Here is a 16,699-nt window from a genome sequence, read left to right on the forward strand (position 1 = left end):
CCTCGAGGGTGGGTCAAAAGCGTTGGCCGGTACTGGGTCAATTTACTTGGCCATTAACAGGCATTATCGAGTTGAAGGCGGAAGGGCTGTCCGTCTCTGCCCATGGAGGCTTGCGTAAGTCCGGCACATCGTCGGCAGCTGCCTGAGAAGTGGGAAGCCTCGCCCGTGGCGCGTCAGCGCTTAGGGCGGGGAGCAGTCACCGCTCCCTATCCGGGGATGGGGCGCTGGCCGAATGGCGGGCGGGCCTCGCCGCCGTGCGAGAATGCGATGGACTGCGAACGCTGTTTTTCAAAACAGGATGTTATAGAAAAATTGACACCAAGGGCTGCACGGCTCGCCACGAGCGCGTATCCTATGCATGTTGCGTTGCAACATTCCTTCTCGCCGACCCTGTTCTCCTTAATTCGTTCGGCGAGCCATGGATCCCTGAACCATGGAGTCGACCATGAATCCCCTGATGCCGATGCCGCTTGACCAGGCACTGCCCCTGCTGGACCCGTTCGGTTTCGGCCGCGCCGCCTTCGACTACTGGCGCGACGCCATCGAACGCAGCGTGCTCTACATGGACGTGATGCGCCAGCGCGGCAACCAGTACCTGGAACACATCGAGAAGACCAAGCCCAATGTCCTGGGCTTCGAGGCCGAGGTGGTGGTGGATGGCCGCCACCTGCCCCGGCCGGTGAACTACGAACTGCTGCGTATCCTCCCGCCCGAGGGCGTGGAGGTCGACCTGCAGGCCCGGCCCTTCGTGGTCGTCGACCCGCGTGCCGGCCATGGCCCGGGAATCGGCGGCTTCAAGCCCGACAGCGAGATCGGTGTGGCGCTGCGAGCCGGCCATCCCTGCTATTTCATCGGTTTCCTGCCGTTTCCCGAGCCCGGGCAGACGGTGGAGGACGTGGTGGAGGCGGAAATCGCCTTTCTGCGCCACGTGAACGAGACACACCCCGAGAGTTCCGAGAAGCCCATGGTGGTGGGCAACTGCCAGGCCGGCTGGCAGGTGATGATGGCCGCGGCGCTCGAGCCGGATATCTTCGGGCCCATCCTGATCGCCGGCGCGCCGCTCTCCTACTGGGCCGGCGAGCGCGGCCACGCGCCGATGCGCTACTCCGGGGGCATGACCGGCGGCAGCTGGATCACCGCCCTGGTCAGCGATATCGGCAGCGGGCTGTTCGACGGTGCCTGGCTGGTACAGAATTTCGAGCGCCTCAATCCGGCCAATACCTGGTGGGACAAGCAGTACCGCCTCTACGCCCAGGTGGACAGCGAGGCGGAGCGTTACCTCAACTTCGAGCGCTGGTGGGGTGGCCACGTGGTGCTCGGCGGCGAGGAGATCCAGTATATCGTCGACAATCTTTTCGTCGGTAACCGCCTCTCCACCGCTCAGCTGGCGACGGCCGACGGCCGACGCATCGACCTGCGCAACCTGCGCTCGCCGGTAGTGGTGTTCTGCTCCCGCGGTGACGACATCACGCCGCCGCCCCAGGCGCTGGGCTGGGTGCGCGATCTCTACGAGGACGTCGACGACGTCATTGCCAGCGGCCAGACCATCGTCTACTGCGTGCACGATACCACCGGCCACCTCGGCATCTTCGTGTCGGGCAGCGTGTCGCGCAAGGAGCACACCGAGTTCACGGCCAACATCGACTACATCGATGTGCTGCCCCCGGGGCTCTACGAGACCACGGTGTCGAGTGCCGCCGAACGCAGCGACGCCGATCTGATCGAGCGCGATTACCTGCTGGAGTTCAAGGCGCGCTCCATCGAGGGGCTCAATCGCGAGGTCCAGCACCGCGAGGAGGACGACACCCGCTTCGCCACGGTGGCGCGGATCTCGGAGATCAACCTCGGCCTCTACCGGCTCTTCGTGCAGCCCTGGGTGCAGGCCATGATGACCCCCGAGGCGTCGCGCTGGATCCGGCGCATGCACCCCATTCGCCTGGGCTACAAGCTGCTCTCCGACCGCAATCCGCTGTCCGTGCCGCTGCCGGTGCTGGCCGACTGGGTGCGCGCCGACCGCCACGAGGTGGGCGAGGAGAACCTCTTCCGCCTGCTCGAGCAGGCCGCGTCCGACCAGATCTCGCGCGGGCTGGACACCTGGCGCGTGCTGCGCGACCAGAGCATCGAGCGGCTCTTCCTCGATGTCTACGGCCAGCCGCTGCTGCAGACGATGGTGGGCCTGGGGGGCAATGCCCATGTCCATCGCCGGCGCCCCGGCCGCGAGCCGGAGCACCTGCGCTTCCTCGAGCGGCGCCAACGCGAGCTCCAGTCCCGCATAGCCGAGGGTGGCAGCCATGCGGCGGTGATGCGCTCGGTGATCCACGTGTTGGGCGGCTCACCCACCACCGACGAGCGCAACTTCAAACGCCTGCGTGCCTCCCGTGCGGAACTGGAGCCGGGTAGCACCCTGGCCGACTTCAAGCAGCTGGTGCGCGAGCAGTTCTTCATCCTCAAGCTGGATCGCGACGCGGCTCTGGCGGCGATTCCCGCCCTGCTGCGTGGCGAGAGCGCCGAGGCGATCCGCGGCCATCTGGCGCACATCGACCATGTGCTGGCGGCCAGTGGCGACCTCTCCACCCATGCCAGCCAGCGTTACGCGCACATCCGTGAGCTCTTCACTCAGGCCCTCGAAGCGGTGGTGCCGGTCGAGCGTCCCGAAGTGCTCGCCGAGGTGCATGGTGAGATGGAGAGTGGGGCCCGGGCCGAAGCCCGTGCGCGCGGCGAGGTCGAGCAGCTGCTGGGCCAGCTGATGAGCCCGGCGAGCGATGAGCCCTCGGGCTCGTCGGCCGACACGGGTGCCAGCCAGTCCTCGAAAGCGTCCCCGAAAGCGTCCACCACGTCGCGGCGCCGGTCGCGCAAGCGCTGAGCATCGCTGACGGTCCGTCATGGCGCCCCCGTCGAGGTCTCGGCGGGGGCGTCGTGTTTGGGGCCGGGGGAGCCTTGCCGCGGGGGGAGCCGGCGGTCTAGGCTCCCGGTAGCGCGCCGGGCCGACTGGCGCCGAGCCGATGCCTGGGGTAGGGTAACCGGATTTTTCACCCTGCAGGCAGCGTCCGCCGAGGATGGTGGACGTCAACCGTCAGGCGGGAGCCGCCTCCCGCCTTGCACAAAGTGGAGCACTATGGGCAAGTCACTGGTCATCGTTGAGTCGCCTGCCAAGGCCAAGACGATCAACAAGTATCTCGGCAACGAGTTCATCGTGAAGTCGAGCGTGGGTCATATCCGCGACCTGCCGACCAGCGGCTCGGGCAAGACGGCCACCGATCCCAAGGAACGCGCCCGTCAGGCCGCGGCGACCCGCAAGATGTCGCCGGAGGAGAAGGCGGCCTACAAGCAGCGCAAGGCGCGTGAGCAGTTGATCCGCCGCATGGGCATCGACCCGGAGCACGGCTGGCAGGCCCAGTACGAGATCCTTCCCGGCAAGGAGAAGGTGGTGGCCGAACTGGCCAAGCTCGCCGAGAAGGCCGACGCCGTCTATCTCGCCACCGACCTCGACCGCGAAGGGGAGGCCATCGCCTGGCACCTCAAGGAAACCATCGGCGGCGACGAGGAGCGCTACAAGCGCGTGGTGTTCAACGAGATCACCAAGAACGCCATCCAGGAGGCGTTCCATGCGCCTGGCCACCTGAACATTCCGCGGGTCGAGGCACAGCAGGCGCGGCGTTTCCTAGATCGTGTCGTCGGCTTCATGCTCTCGCCGCTGCTGTGGGCCAAGGTGGCCCGTGGCCTGTCGGCGGGCCGGGTTCAGTCGGTGGCCATGCGTCTGATCGTCGAGCGCGAGCGCGAGATCCGCGCCTTCGTGCCCGAAGAGTTCTGGGACGTCCATGCCGACTTGGTGGCGGGGGCGGATGCCTCCGGCGGTGAGCCCATCCGCTTCGAGCTGGCGCGTCAGGACGGCAAGGCCTTTCGCCCCACCTCCGAGACCGAGACCCTGGAGCGCATCGCGGCGCTGCGCGAGGCGAGCCTCGCCATCACGGCCCGCGAGGACAAGCCGACCCGCTCCAAGCCCGGCGCGCCCTTCATCACCTCCACGTTGCAGCAGGCAGCAAGTGGCCGGCTGGGCTTCTCGGTGCGCAAGACCATGACGCTGGCCCAGCGGTTGTACGAGGCGGGCTACATCACCTACATGCGTACCGACTCCACCAACCTCTCCAACGATGCCCTCGCCAGCGTGCGCGAGTTCATCGACGGCGAATTCGGTGACCGCTACCTGCCCGAGTCACCCAACCGCTATGCCAGCAAGGAGGGCGCCCAGGAGGCGCACGAGGCGATCCGTCCCTCCGACGTGACGCGACGCGCCGGTGATCTCGCCGGCATGGAGCGCGACGCCGAGCGCCTCTACGAACTGATCTGGCGGCAGTTCGTGGCCTGCCAGATGACCCCGGCGGAATACCTTTCCACCACCCTCACCGTGGAGGCCGATGGTTACGAGCTCAAGGCCAAGGGGCGGGTGCTCAAGTTCGACGGCTACACCCGGGTCATGAAGCCGGCCGGCAAGAACGAGGACCAGGCGCTGCCCGACCTCACCGAGGGCACGCCCATGCATCTGGCGGCGCTGCACCCCCAGCAGCACTTCACCAAGCCGCCGGCACGCTACACCGAGGCGAGCCTGGTCCGGGAGCTGGAGAAGCGTGGCATCGGCCGGCCCTCCACCTATGCCTCGATCATCTCCACCATTCAGGACCGCGGCTACGTCAAGCTGGAAAACCGTCGCTTCTATGCCGAGAAGCTGGGCGACATCGTCACCGAGCGCCTCAAGGAGTCCTTCCCCGACCTGATGGATTACTCCTTCACGGCGCGCATGGAGGACAGCCTCGACGAGGTGGCCGAGGGCGAGCGCAACTGGCGCGCGCTGCTCGACGCCTTCTATGCCGAGTTCAGAAAGGAGCTCGAGGCGGCCGAGAGCGAGGCGGGGATGCGCCCCAATCAGCCGGTGGCTACCGACATCGACTGCCCGACCTGCGGGCGCAAGATGCAGATCCGCACCGCTTCCACCGGCGTCTTTCTCGGCTGCAGCGGTTACAACCTGCCGCCCAAGGAGCGCTGCAAGACCACCATCGACCTCTTGCCCGGCGACGAGGCGGTGGCCGCCGACGCCGACGAGGAGGCCGAAGCCCAGGCGCTGCGCGCCAAGCATCGCTGCCCCAAGTGCGGCACGGCGATGGACAGCTACCTGATCGACGAGACGCGCAAGCTGCACATCTGCGGCAACAGCCCCGACTGCGACGGCCACGAGGTGGAAACGGGCCGCTTCCGCATCAAGGGCTACGACGGCCCCACCATTGAGTGCGACAAGTGCGGCAGCGAGATGCAGCTCAAGAGCGGGCGCTTCGGCAAGTACTTCGGCTGCACCAACGAGGGCTGCAAGAACACCCGCAAGCTGCTCAAGAGCGGCGAGGTGGCGCCGCCCAAGATCGATCCCATTCCCATGCCGGAGCTGGCCTGCCAGAAGGTCGACGACCACTACGTGCTGCGCGATGGTGCCAGCGGTCTGTTCCTGGCGGCGAGCAAGTTCCCCAAGAACCGCGAGACGCGCCCGCCGCTGGTTCGCGAGCTCAAGGCCCACGCCGAGGAGCTGCCCGAGAAGTATCGCTACCTGCTGGATGCCCCCAGCGAGGATCCGGAGGGTCGTCCGGCGCAGATCCGCTTCTCGCGCAAGGCCAAGGAGCAGTACGTGATGACCGAGGAGAACGGCAAGGCGACCGGCTGGAAGGCGACCTTCGACAACGGCAAGTGGCAGGTGGAGGACAAGCGTAAGTGACACCGCGAGGACGCACCAATCAGCTGCTCTACCAGGCCGAGCTGCTGCTCGATGTGCCGCCCGGCGACGACGAACACGCCGAGGCGCGGCGCATGGCGGCCGAAGAGGGCGCACTGGCGATGACCGAGCTGGCGCTGGAATCGCTGCTGCGCGAGGTGACCGAACACGCCCGGCTCGAGGCGCACGACTGGCGCGAGCTGCTCGGGCCCCAAGGCGCCGGCATCGCCGAGCTGCACCGCCTGCGTGAGCTGGCCGGGCGCGACGGCAGCTGGCTGGCCTGGCTGCTGGTGCGGCTCACCGCCCTGCACGAGCCGGACGGCGTGGCGCGGCGCACGGGCACCGTTGCCCCGGGCATGATCGCGGTGGGCAGCGCCGCAGCGCTCGCCGACGAGCTGCGCGACTGCCTGGCCGAGGCCAAGGCCGAGATTGCTGCCCTGCGCGAGACCAGCCAGGAGTGGTAGGGCGGCCACGGTAGGGAAGGCGGGCAGCCGTCCGCTTTCCCCGCGCTTGCATGCGGGCCGATGCATTCCCTTGCTTGACCGTACCGTGCGTTGACGCGCATCAAGCGGCTTTGGCGCGGTTTGGCTAGGATGAAGGCAAAAGGTCGCCGGTGAGGCGGCGGTACGGGAAGGAGGACCTGCGCATGCGCTTTCATCAAGTACGGGAGCTGGTGGCCTGGGCCGCGGACTACCATGCCCGGCTCGCCGAGCAGTACCTTCAGCTGGCGGCCGGCGAGGTGAGCGACCGGGTTCGCATGGCGCTCGAGTACCTCGCCGAGCGCGAGCGCAAGCTCGAGGCCGACCTGAGGGGGTATTTCGACGACGGCAGCGATCATCGCAAGGTCCTTGATACCTGGTTCGATGATCCCAATGATTTTCCCCATGCGCCGGTGCTCGAACGCCTGCCGGGAAGTGTGGCATGCGACAGCGTCCAGAGCGTGCTGGCCACGGCCCTGACCGCGCACCGGACCCTGCAGGATCTCTACGCGCATCGTGGCGATCGGGCCGGGGGCGGGGATGAGCGACTGTTCTTCGAGGCGTTGTCGGCGGGTCACGAGGCCGAGGTGAGGCGCATCGCCCGCGACATGCAGCGCCTCGAGGATTATTGAGCCGCGGGCCGGCCCCCGGTGCCCACCCACCTCATCGAGGAGACTGCCATGCCGGAACATTTCATGATGAGTACCGCCTCGAGCGGGTTGCTGTCGCCCAAGATGCTGGGGTACTGGACGGGCGATCACCTGCACGATCTGCCGGACGAGTCGGGCATCTACTGCGTCTTCCGCGCCGCCCAGGACCCGGAAACCCAGGAGATGCGTGTGCAGGAACTGCTCTACGTGGGCGAGCATCGCAGCGCTCGCTATGGCGTGGAGCACAACGAGCAGCTCGACAAGTGGCGCGCCTTTCTGCACCCCGGCGAGGAGCTGTGGGTCTCCATGGGCCTGTGCGGCCAGGCCAATCGCGAGCGGCTCGCCGCGGCCCTGATCAATGCCCACAAGCCGCGCTTCAACGGCCATAGTGAGTTCCTGGAGCACTTCCCGTTCGAGGAGACCACGGTCCACATCTACGGCAAGAAGGACAAGCTGCAGAGCATTTTCACCGTCTACCCGCAGGACTGACGTCGCACCATCGCCATCCGGCCCCGACCCCGTGTCGGGGCCGTGTCGTTGGGGAGGCGGGCGAGTCGCCAACGGGAAGCGTCGCCCGCAAGGGGGTATCCTTCGTTCAGCGACGTCCTTGTTCAGCGACGTGCTGAGCCGCGTGGACCCGGGAGATCCGTATGGCCGCTGACGATCGCACCCAAGGCGGGCGACCGCCCTTGCTGCCGGGCCTGAACGCCCTGCTCGAGACGCCTGTGGCGGAGAGCCGCGAGACCTCCCTCGAGTCCGACGTGCCGGGGCGGGAGGCCGAGGCCCTGTTGCGCGACGCAAGCCGCGCCAGGGCCTCTGACATCCACCTGGATCCGTATCTGGAGCATCTTGCCATTCGGCTGCGCATCGATGGGCGCATCGTCGAGGCGCTGCACGTCGACAGTGCCACGGGGGCCCGGCTGGCCAACCAGTTCAAGGTCATGGCGGGACTCAATCCCGTCCCCGCGCTGACCGCCAGCGAAGGCGGCTTTGCCTGGATACCGCCGGCCACGCCGGAGGAGGAGGTGTTCCTGCGGGTGTCGGCGGTGAGCTGCGTGGCCGGGGAGAAGCTGGCCATCCGCTTTCTCCTGCACCCGCGCGCCTTCCCCGACACCCTGGCGCTGGGGATCGGCGAGCAGGGCGCCTGGGGGATTCGCCGCTGGATGGATGCCACCGGCGGCATGCTGCTGGTGGCAGGCCCCACGGGCACCGGCAAGACCACCACCCTCTACACTCTGCTCCAGCAGCTGCGCCTCGCCGACAGCCATGTCATCACCCTCGAGGACCCCGTGGAATATGCCATTCCCGGCATCAACCAAGTGCAGGTCGAGGCCCGCCACGGGCTCGACTTCGCCCATGGCACGCGTGCCATGCTGCGCCTCGATCCCGACTACGTGCTGCTTGGCGAGCTGCGCGATCCCGGGTCGGCGCAGGCGGCCGTGGCGGTGGCTTCCAGCGGTCGCTCGCTGATGAGCACCCTGCACAGCCGGGACGCAGTGGGCGTGGTGTCATCGCTGCGCCATCTGGGGCTCACCGATGCCGAGATCGGTGCCAATCTCGGTCTGGTGATTGCCCAGCGCCTGGTTCGCTGCCTGTGCGAGCACTGCCGCGAGTACCGGCCCACGGATCGGGAGGATGCCCAGTGGCTCGACGCCGTGGGGCTCGAGGTGCCCCCCTGCAGCTGGGGTCCGGTGGGTTGCGAGCACTGCGACGGCCTGGGCTATCGCGGGCGTACCGGGGTGTTCGAGCTCTGGCAGCCCACGCCCGAGGACCTGGCCCACATCCTGCGCCATGATGACGAGGCAGCGCTGCGGCGCAGTCTGGTCGAGCGCGGCGAGACCCTGATGTTCGCCGAGGGGCTGGCCAAGGCGCAGGCCGGCATCACGTCGCTGCGCGAGGTGTTTCGCATGGGCGCCATCCTGGCTACCTGAGTTCTCTCGCGCTCCTTCACTGACAGGAAGGCGAGGTATGCGGTATAACAGCGCCTGGTTTTTCTACGCCCCGTTGCAAGCGAGTCATCGATGCCTTTCCTCTCCCGTCGCCGTTTCACCGCCTTGGCCCTGCTGTCGCCTCTGCTGCCCGCGACCGGCCAGGCTGCCGAGACCGATCTTATCGAGACACTGCTCGCGCGCGCCCCGGTGCCGCGTCACGATGACGAGCTGTGGGTGCTGGTCGATGATCGCGAGGCGACGCTCAGCGTCTATCGCGGCAATCGGCAGCTGGAACGCTTCTTTCCGGTCTCGCTGGGGCGTGGCGGCGCCCGGACCGCGCGGCAGCGTGGTGACAATGCCACGCCGCTGGGCGAGTTTCGCGTCAACCGCTTCAACCGCGAGAGCCAGTGGCACATCTTCATCGGCATCGACTACCCCACGCCGGCGCATGCGCGAATGGCGTTGAAATCCGGGGTTTACAGTCAGCGGGACTATGACGACTATTTTTCCTACTACCAGCGCTATGGCTACCCTCCGCAGGATACCGTGCTCGGCGGCTACATCGGTATTCATGGCCTGGGCGAGGCGGATCCCGACATCCACGCCAGCTATCACTGGACTCAGGGGTGCGTGGCGGTCACCAACGAGCAGATCGAACGGCTCGATACACTGATCGACATTGGCACTCGCGTCGTGATCCGCTAGGCTTCAAATGGCGTAAGGGACGTTTAAAGCTATGGACAAGCGCCGTTGGCTATAATAAAACAGCGTTTGACTCCTGTGCTTGGCAGCAGTCGCTGCAATAACCTGCAATGAGCAGGACGCCTGACAACAGGCTTCATCAACGCCGCTGCACTGATGTGCAGTACCAAGGAAGACTCAAGGAGAACATCATGACTCTCAAGACCACTCTGAAGCTGTCTGCCGCTGCCGCCTCCCTGGCGATTCTGGCCGGCTGTGCTTCCACCAGTGATCTGGAAGAAGTTCGTCAGACCGCTGAAGCCGCACAGGCCGACGCTGCCGAAGCACGCAGCATTGCCGTTCAGGCCCAGAACACCGCCAACCAGGCACAGCGCGATGCCCAGGCGGCCCTGCAGATGTCCGAGCAGAACCGTGAGGAAATGAACCGCATGTTCCAGCGCTCCATGCAGAAGTAAGACCGCAGGAGCGCTGACCCCCTTCCCTTCGGGGAGGGGGCGGTGGTCGCAACAGGAGAGAACCCCGTCTTGGCGGGGTTCTCTCGTTTCTGGGTGCGTCTCGGGGCGAGGCGTCTCAGCGCGTCGAGAGCATCAGCTCGTCATAGAGATTCACCGGCTCGGGGGCAGGACCCTCCTCGGCGCTTTGCAGCAGCGACACCAGCATGCCGTCGGGGTTCTCCACGGCGTGGCGCAGCTGGGCGTAGTCGACCGGCGGCTGTTCCTCGCCGAAGGCCTGGCTCACCACCTCGATGGCGTTGACGATCGGCTCGACGCTTCCCTGGTTCTCCTCCAACTGGGGGAAGGACTGGGCGTAGAGGACGCCATCCTCGGACCAGGCGGCCTTGAAGGGTTGGTCGATGATGTTGACCTGGGTGCCGCTGGGTACCCGAGCGTAGAGCGACTCGATGTCCTCCGGGTACATGCGGATGCAGCCGCGGCTGACGCGCATGCCCACGCCTTCGGGCTTGTTGGTGCCGTGGATCAGGTAGCTCGGCAGGGCGAGCAGGATGGCGTGGCGGCCCAGCGGGTTCTCGGGCCCCGGCGGCACCACGGTGGGCGGCGGCTCGCCGCGCGCGGCGGCTTCTTCGCGCATGGAGCGGGGTGGCGACCAGTGGGGGTCCTTGACCTTGACGGTGGTTCGGGTCACGCCGACCGGGGTGCCGAAGCCTTCGCGGCCCACGCTGATCGGGTAGGTTTCCACCACCCCCTCGGCGCTGTAGTAGTAGAGGCGCAGCTCCGAGAGGTTTACCACGATGCCCTCGCGGGGCGCATCGGGCAGGATGTGGCGGTTGGGAACGGTCACCTCGGTGCCCGCGAAGGGCGCCCAGAGGCTCACCTCCGGATTGGCCATGCGGATCGCTTCGTAGCCGATGTTGTGGCGCCGGGCAATGTCCACCAGGGTATCGCCTTCCTCGACGACCACGCTGTAGTTCTCGCCGATCACGTTGCCCCTTTCGGGCAGGGTAAAGTGGCCGCGTGGCAATTCGCCCTCGTCGGCGGCCAGCGGAGCGGCGAGCAGTGCTGCAACGGCAGCGGCCAGGGCGGTGCCTACCGCTTGCCGAAACAGGGTGGGAGTCTTTATCAACGTCATGCTCTCGTGAATCGATGGGCCGGCTGAGCCTGGCCGGGTGGCGGTGCCCGTTCGCTCCTTGCCGCGGGCGCCGGTGTCAGGGCGGCGATGAGTCGCTTGACTGGCAGTATAGCGTGCTCCGAACCTCGGCGTCGCGCCGAGGGCACGGGCCCGGTGTGGCAGGGTTGCCGAGGCCCTAGGCGGCCTCGGCCTTGCGGTTGAGCGTGTCGAGAAGCTGTTCGACGACCTGAAAGCGCGCCTCCGCCTGCTCCATGTCCGCCTCGAAACGCAGTGTATCGGCGCCGTCGAGCCGGTAGCTCTGGGGGTCGCGCTGGATCAGCTCCACCAGGGTGAGCGGGTCGACGCGGGTCTGGCTGCCGAAGATCACGCGACCGCGCTCGGCGCCGGCCTCGAGGCGCACAATGCCGAGCGTTTCGGCGCGCTGGCGCAGGCGGGTCTGGCGCAGCAGGGTCTTCACCGGGGCGGGCAGCAGGCCGAAGCGGTCGATCATCTCCACCTGCAGCTCCTTGAGCTCGGCCTCGTCGGCGGCGTTGGCGATGCGCTTGTACATCACCAGGCGCTGCTGGACATCGTGCAGATAATCGTCGGGAATCAGTGCCGGGAGGTTGAGGCTCACCTCCACGCCCTCGTCCAGCGGCGCTTCGATGTTGGGGGTCTTGCCGGCGCGGATGGCGGCCACGGCACGGTCGAGCATCTGCATGTAGAGGCCGTAGCCCACGGCCTCCATCTGCCCGCTCTGCTCCTCCCCGAGCAACTCGCCGGCGCCGCGGATCTCCATGTCGTGGCTGGCTAGGGTGAACCCCGCGCCGAGGTCCTGGGAGGCGCTGATCGCCTCCAGGCGCTTGACGGCGTCCTTGGTCATGGCGCGCGGGGGCGGGGCGAGGAGGTAGGCGTAGGCCTGGTGGTGGCTGCGGCCCACCCGGCCGCGCAGCTGGTGCAGCTGGGCCAGACCGAACTTGTCGGCGCGCTCGATGACGATGGTGTTGGCGCTGGGCACGTCGATACCGGTCTCGATGATGGTCGAGCAGACCAGGACGTTGAAGCGCTTGTGGTAGAAGTCCGACATCACCCGCTCCAGGGAACGCTCCGGCAGCTGGCCGTGGGCCACGGCGACACGGGCCTCGGGCACCAGCTCGCGCACCCTTTCGGCGGCGCTTTCGATGGTGCGCACCTCGTTGTGCAGGAAGTAGACCTGGCCGCCGCGCAGGATCTCGCGCAGGATCGCCTCCTTGATCACCGCCTCGTCGCGCTGCTGGACGAAGGTCTTCACCGAGAGTCTTCGTGCCGGCGGGGTGGCGATGATGGAGAGGTCGCGGATGCCGCTCATGGCCATGTTGAGGGTGCGCGGAATGGGCGTGGCGGTGAGCGTGAGGATGTCCACCTCGGCACGCAGGTTCTTGAGACGCTCCTTCTGGGTGACCCCGAAGCGGTGCTCCTCGTCGATGATCAACAGCCCCATGTTGGGAAAGCGCTGCGACTTGCCGAGCAGCTTGTGGGTACCGATGACGATGTCCGCCTGGCCCCCCTCGATGCGCTGCTTGGCGGCCGGCTGGTCCTTGCCGCCGGTGAAGCGCGAGACGAGTTCGATCTGCACCGCGGTGTCGGCGAAGCGGTCGCGGAAGTTCTCGTAGTGCTGGCGGGCGAGCAGGGTGGTGGGTACCAGCACCACCACCTGGCGGCCGGCATGCACGGCGAGGAAGGCGGCGCGCATGGCCACCTCCGTCTTGCCGAAGCCCACGTCGCCACACACCACCCGGTCCATGGGGCGCGGCGAGGTCATGTCCTCGATGACCCGGCCGATCGCTTCGCGCTGGTCGGGGGTTTCCTCGAAGGGGAAGCTCGCCGCGAAGCGGGCGTATTCCTCGTCGGGCGGGGTGCAGGCGAAGCCCTGCTTGGCCTCGCGACGGGCGTAGACGTCGAGCAGCTCGGCGGCGGTGTCGCGAATCTTTTCGGCCGCCTTGCGGCGCGCCTTGTCCCACTGGTCGGAGCCCAGCTTGTGCAGCGGGGCGAGCTCGTCGTCGGCGCCGGCGTAGCGCGAGATCAGGTGCAGGCTCTCCACCGGCACGTAGAGCTTGGCGCCGCCGGCGTACTCCAGGGCCACGAACTCCGCGGCCTGGCCGCCGGCCTCGAGAGTCTCCAGGCCCTTGTAGCGCCCCACGCCATGGGTCTGGTGCACCACCGGGGCGCCGGGCTTGAGTTCGGCGAGATGGCGGATGGCCAGCTCGCTGTCGTCGGTGGCCTTCTCGCGGCGCCGGCTCTGGCGTACCACCTCGCCGTAGAGCTCGGTCTCGCTGATCACCGCGAGGTCCGGCTCGGTGAGCCACAGGCCGGCGTCGAGCTCGCCCTCGGTGATCGCCAGTCGCCCGCTGCCCGCCAGGAAGTCGACGAAGCCGTCGACATGGGGAATGTCGAGCTGGAGCGGGGCGAGGGTCTCCTCCAGCGCCTCGCGGCGGCCGCGCGACTCGGCAACGAACAGCACCCGGGTGGTTGCCCGCTCGTCCAGGAAGCGCGACAGGGCCGCCAAGGGCTGCTTGGCGCGGGCATTGACCGCCACGCCGGGCGGTGTCTGGGCTCCGGGGGCCAGGGCGTGGCGGTGGGCCGAATCGTCGGTCAGCTCGACCCGCGGGTGGCGCTTGACGGCGCCGAACAGCTCGGGGACCGGCACGAAGGCGCGGTGCGGCGGAAGCAGCGGTCGGGTGGGGTCGACGCCGAGGTTGTCGAAGCGGCTCTCGATGGCCGCCCAGTGGTGCTCGGCGGCCGCGAAGACGCCGGGCAGCAGGGCGACACGGGTGCCGTCGGCCAGGTGGTCGAAGAGCAGGGCCGTCTCCTCGAAGAACAGCGGCAGGTACTGCTCCAGCCCGGGGGCGGGGATGCCCTTGAGGGCATCCACATAGAGCGGGCACTGGCGGGGATCGACGTCAAACAGGGTCTCGAAGCCTTCGCGGAAGCAGGCGATGGCGCTGCGCGACAGCGAATACTCGTGGGCCGGCAGTAGTTCCACGCGCTCGACCTTGTCGCGACTGCGCTGGCTGTCGGGGTCGAAGTAACGCAGGGTGTCGATCTCGTCATCGAACAGATCGATGCGCAGCGGCGCCTCGCTGCCCATGGGGAACAGGTCGATCAGCGCGCCGCGCAGGGCGTACTCGCCGGGCTCATAGACGGTTTCCACGGCGCGGTAGCCGGCACGGGAGAGGGCGTCGCGAAAGCCCTCGCGGTCGAGGCGCTGGCCGACTTCCAGCGTCAGTACCCGCCCGGCGATGTAGTCCACCGGCGGCAGGCGCTGCATCAGGGTGTTGGCCGCCACCAGCACGATGCCGCGCTCGCCCGCCTGCAGGCGGCGCAGGGTGCGCAGCCGCGCCGAGACGATGTCCTGGTGAGGGGAGAAACTGTCGTAGGGCAGCGTCTCCCAGTCGGGGAAGGGCAGTACCGGTACCTGGGCATAGAAGCGCAGGTCGTTCTCCAGGCGCTGGGCGCCGGCGGTGTCGGGGGCGATCACCAGCAGGGGCGCGTCGCTGGCCAGGTTGGCAAGCGCCAGGGCGCCGGCGCTGCCGGGCGGGGTGTGCCAGTAGAGGGTGTCGCGCAGGCCCTTGGGGCGTGGCGGGTCGAGCGGCGAGAAATCAGGCATGGTGTCGTCTGGGCTGTCGTCGGCTTGGGCGGTGCACGCTGGTGGGCCGCCTCCCGGGGTCGGGCCATGATACCAGCCCGACGCGGCGCTTGTAGTCAAGCCGGGGATCCTGTAATCCCCCTACAGCGCCTGCGACCATCCTGCGATTGCCCTGCCGCGGATGGCTCGGGATAATGCCGGCGTATTCCGATCCCCAGCAGAGAGGCTTCACGTGAGTCAGCAATCCCGCGATACCGTCTTTCAGGAATGGCATGACAACCAGGCGCTCGCCGAGCAGATGATCCCGCTGATCGGTCGGCTTTACCGTCATCACAACGTGGTAACCACCCTGTACGGTAGGTCGCTGTTCAATCGCAGCGTCATCCGTATCCTGAAGGACCATCGCTTCGTGCGTAAGGTCGAAGGCACCGAGCTTTCCGTGAGCGACACCTTCCCGCTCGTCGAGGCACTGGTCAACCTCAACCTGGGGCCGGCCCACGTCGACGTGGGCAAGCTGGGGGTGGCCTTCAAGAAACGCGGCGGGGGTGATGTCGAGGCGTTCCTGCGCGAGGAGCTGGCCGAGATCGTCGATGCCCACGACCCGAGCGGCAACAACGGCCAGTCCAAGGACGTGGTGCTCTACGGCTTCGGACGGATCGGGCGTCTGCTGGCGCGCATCCTGATCGACAAGGCGGGCGGCGGCAACCTGCTGCGCCTGCGCGCCATCGTGGTGCGCGGCCGCGGCGATATCGCCAAGGACCTGGAGAAGCGGGCGAGCCTGCTGCGCCGTGACTCGGTGCACGGCCCGTTCAACGGCACCATTCAGGTCGATGCCGAGGCGCGCACCCTCACCGCCAACGGCAACGTCATCCAGGTGATCTACGCCGACTCGCCCGCCGAGGTGGACTACACCGCCTACGGCATCGACAACGCCGTGGTGGTCGACAACACCGGTATCTGGCGCGACGAGGCGGGCCTGGGCCAGCACCTGGAGTGCAAAGGCGTCTCCAAGGCGCTGCTCACCGCACCCGGCAAGGGCGATATCAAGAACATCGTCTACGGCATCAACCACCAGGACATCGCCGAGAACGACAGCATTCTGTCAGCGGCGTCGTGCACCACCAACGCCATCGTGCCGGTGCTCAAGGTGCTCAACGACGAGTACGGCATCGATTGTGGCCACGTGGAGACGGTGCACGCCTACACCAATGACCAAAACCTGATCGACAACTACCACAAGGGCGACCGTCGCGGCCGCAGTGCGCCGCTCAACATGGTGCTCACCGAAACCGGTGCCGCCAAGGCGGTGGCCAAGGCGCTGCCGGAGCTGACCGGCAAGCTGACCGGCAACGCCATCCGCGTGCCCACGCCCAACGTCTCCATGGCGATCCTCAACCTCACCCTGGAGCGCGAGACCGACGCCGAGGCGCTCAACGACTTCCTGCGGCGCATGTCGCTGGACTCGCCCTACCAGAAGCAGATCGACTTCGTCGACTCGCCCGAGGTGGTCTCGACGGACTTCGTGGGCAACCGCCATGCCGGCATCGTCGATGCCAAGGCGACCATCGCCAACGGCAAGCACGCTGTGCTCTATGTCTGGTACGACAACGAGTTCGGCTACAGCTGCCAGGTAGTGCGCATCCTGCAGCACATCTCCAACGTCCACTTCCTCAAGCTGCCCCGCGCCCAGGCCTGAGCGCGTCGGCGCGCGGAGCGCTTCGCATTCCCGACCGCAGCGGTCGGGAATGCCATGATCCAGATCATGCCGCCCCGCCGTTCCGGCCACCGATCCTGGCCGGGGCCGCGGCGGTGGCTGGCCGTGACAGCAAGCCCGCCACGGGCGCCTTTCAACGCCCCTTCGACCCTTCCTTCTGCCCGCCACAACGGGGCGCGTAGACCTTTTGCCACCTTTGGGCGTGTGGTCATTGGTCGCGCTTGTCATTATAATGCCCGGGATTTTCGGGGTGGTTCGAGCTCGCCTCGGGCCTGACTGG

At 67.5% G+C, this 16,699-nt stretch carries 11 protein-coding genes; 9 read left to right on the forward strand and 2 right to left on the reverse strand.

All coding sequences use genetic code 11. The features are described 5' to 3' along the window. Positions 1 to 445: 445 nt before the first annotated feature. The 8 genes from FEF15_RS15520 (at position 446) to FEF15_RS15555 (ending at position 9,969) form a co-directional block, all read left to right on the forward strand. Positions 446 to 2,863 carry a DUF3141 domain-containing protein gene (locus FEF15_RS15520; RefSeq protein ID WP_163560083.1) on the forward strand — a complete coding sequence of 806 codons (2,418 nt, stop codon included), beginning with the start codon at positions 446 to 448 and terminating at the stop codon, positions 2,861 to 2,863. Positions 2,864 to 3,115: 252 nt separating this feature from the next. After that, positions 3,116 to 5,755, forward strand: coding sequence for a type I DNA topoisomerase (topA, locus tag FEF15_RS15525; protein ID WP_163560084.1), 2,640 nt, complete (start codon positions 3,116 to 3,118; stop codon positions 5,753 to 5,755). Further along, a complete protein-coding gene (locus FEF15_RS15530; protein WP_163560085.1) occupies positions 5,752 to 6,216 on the forward strand; it encodes a DUF6586 family protein in 465 nt (154 codons plus the stop codon). The genes topA and FEF15_RS15530 overlap by 4 nt, the downstream gene beginning before the upstream one ends. Positions 6,217 to 6,398: 182 nt before the next feature. Beyond that, entirely contained in the window at positions 6,399 to 6,863 is a 465-nt protein-coding gene (locus FEF15_RS15535) for a 2-hydroxyacyl-CoA dehydratase (protein WP_163560086.1), read from the forward strand. Between the two features lie 48 nt (positions 6,864 to 6,911). Next, a complete protein-coding gene (locus tag FEF15_RS15540; protein ID WP_163560087.1) occupies positions 6,912 to 7,370 on the forward strand; it encodes a hypothetical protein in 459 nt (152 codons plus the stop codon). Positions 7,371 to 7,531: 161 nt separating this feature from the next. Then, positions 7,532 to 8,812 carry an ATPase, T2SS/T4P/T4SS family gene (locus FEF15_RS15545; RefSeq protein ID WP_163560088.1) on the forward strand — a complete coding sequence of 427 codons (1,281 nt, stop codon included), beginning with the start codon at positions 7,532 to 7,534 and terminating at the stop codon, positions 8,810 to 8,812. A 90-nt stretch (positions 8,813 to 8,902) separates the two neighbouring features. Then, complete coding sequence (locus FEF15_RS15550) at positions 8,903 to 9,517, forward strand: L,D-transpeptidase (protein WP_163560089.1); 615 nt, start codon at positions 8,903 to 8,905, stop codon at positions 9,515 to 9,517. 188 nt (positions 9,518 to 9,705) lie between these two features. Beyond that, positions 9,706 to 9,969, forward strand: a complete 264-nt coding sequence (locus FEF15_RS15555; RefSeq protein ID WP_163560090.1) for an Lpp/OprI family alanine-zipper lipoprotein — start codon at positions 9,706 to 9,708, stop codon at positions 9,967 to 9,969. A 115-nt stretch (positions 9,970 to 10,084) separates the two neighbouring features. Here FEF15_RS15555 and FEF15_RS15560 read toward each other — a convergent pair whose 3' ends face one another. Together FEF15_RS15560 and mfd are read right to left on the reverse strand one after the other, a co-directional pair. Further along, a complete protein-coding gene (locus FEF15_RS15560; RefSeq protein ID WP_163560091.1) occupies positions 10,085 to 11,101 on the reverse strand; it encodes a L,D-transpeptidase family protein in 1,017 nt (338 codons plus the stop codon). 175 nt (positions 11,102 to 11,276) lie between these two features. Next, a complete protein-coding gene (gene mfd, locus FEF15_RS15565) occupies positions 11,277 to 14,726 on the reverse strand; it encodes a transcription-repair coupling factor (protein ID WP_163560092.1) in 3,450 nt (1,149 codons plus the stop codon). A 211-nt stretch (positions 14,727 to 14,937) separates the two neighbouring features. Here mfd and FEF15_RS15570 point away from each other — a divergent pair, with 211 nt between their 5' ends. Further along, the gene (locus FEF15_RS15570; RefSeq protein WP_163560093.1) at positions 14,938 to 16,401 is read left to right on the forward strand and encodes a glyceraldehyde-3-phosphate dehydrogenase; all 1,464 of its coding nucleotides are present in this window, start codon (positions 14,938 to 14,940) and stop codon (positions 16,399 to 16,401) included. Positions 16,402 to 16,699: the final 298 nt, after the last annotated feature.

The sequence above is a fragment of the Halomonas sp. NO4 genome (assembly GCF_010994375.1).
Taxonomy (GTDB): domain Bacteria; phylum Pseudomonadota; class Gammaproteobacteria; order Pseudomonadales; family Halomonadaceae; genus Halomonas.

Excerpts from the sequence above, each read along its gene's own strand:
- FEF15_RS15520 (WP_163560083.1), top strand. The coding sequence starts at position 446 with ATGAATCCCCTGATGCCGATGCCGCTTGACCAGGCACTGCCCCTGCTG.
- topA (WP_163560084.1), top strand. The coding sequence starts at position 3,116 with ATGGGCAAGTCACTGGTCATCGTTGAGTCGCCTGCCAAGGCCAAGACG.
- FEF15_RS15535 (WP_163560086.1), top strand. The coding sequence starts at position 6,399 with ATGCGCTTTCATCAAGTACGGGAGCTGGTGGCCTGGGCCGCGGACTAC.
- FEF15_RS15540 (WP_163560087.1), top strand. The coding sequence starts at position 6,912 with ATGCCGGAACATTTCATGATGAGTACCGCCTCGAGCGGGTTGCTGTCG.
- FEF15_RS15545 (WP_163560088.1), top strand. The coding sequence starts at position 7,532 with ATGGCCGCTGACGATCGCACCCAAGGCGGGCGACCGCCCTTGCTGCCG.
- FEF15_RS15550 (WP_163560089.1), top strand. The coding sequence starts at position 8,903 with ATGCCTTTCCTCTCCCGTCGCCGTTTCACCGCCTTGGCCCTGCTGTCG.
- FEF15_RS15555 (WP_163560090.1), top strand. The coding sequence starts at position 9,706 with ATGACTCTCAAGACCACTCTGAAGCTGTCTGCCGCTGCCGCCTCCCTG.
- FEF15_RS15560 (WP_163560091.1), bottom strand. The coding sequence starts at position 11,101 with ATGACGTTGATAAAGACTCCCACCCTGTTTCGGCAAGCGGTAGGCACC.
- mfd (WP_163560092.1), bottom strand. The coding sequence starts at position 14,726 with ATGCCTGATTTCTCGCCGCTCGACCCGCCACGCCCCAAGGGCCTGCGC.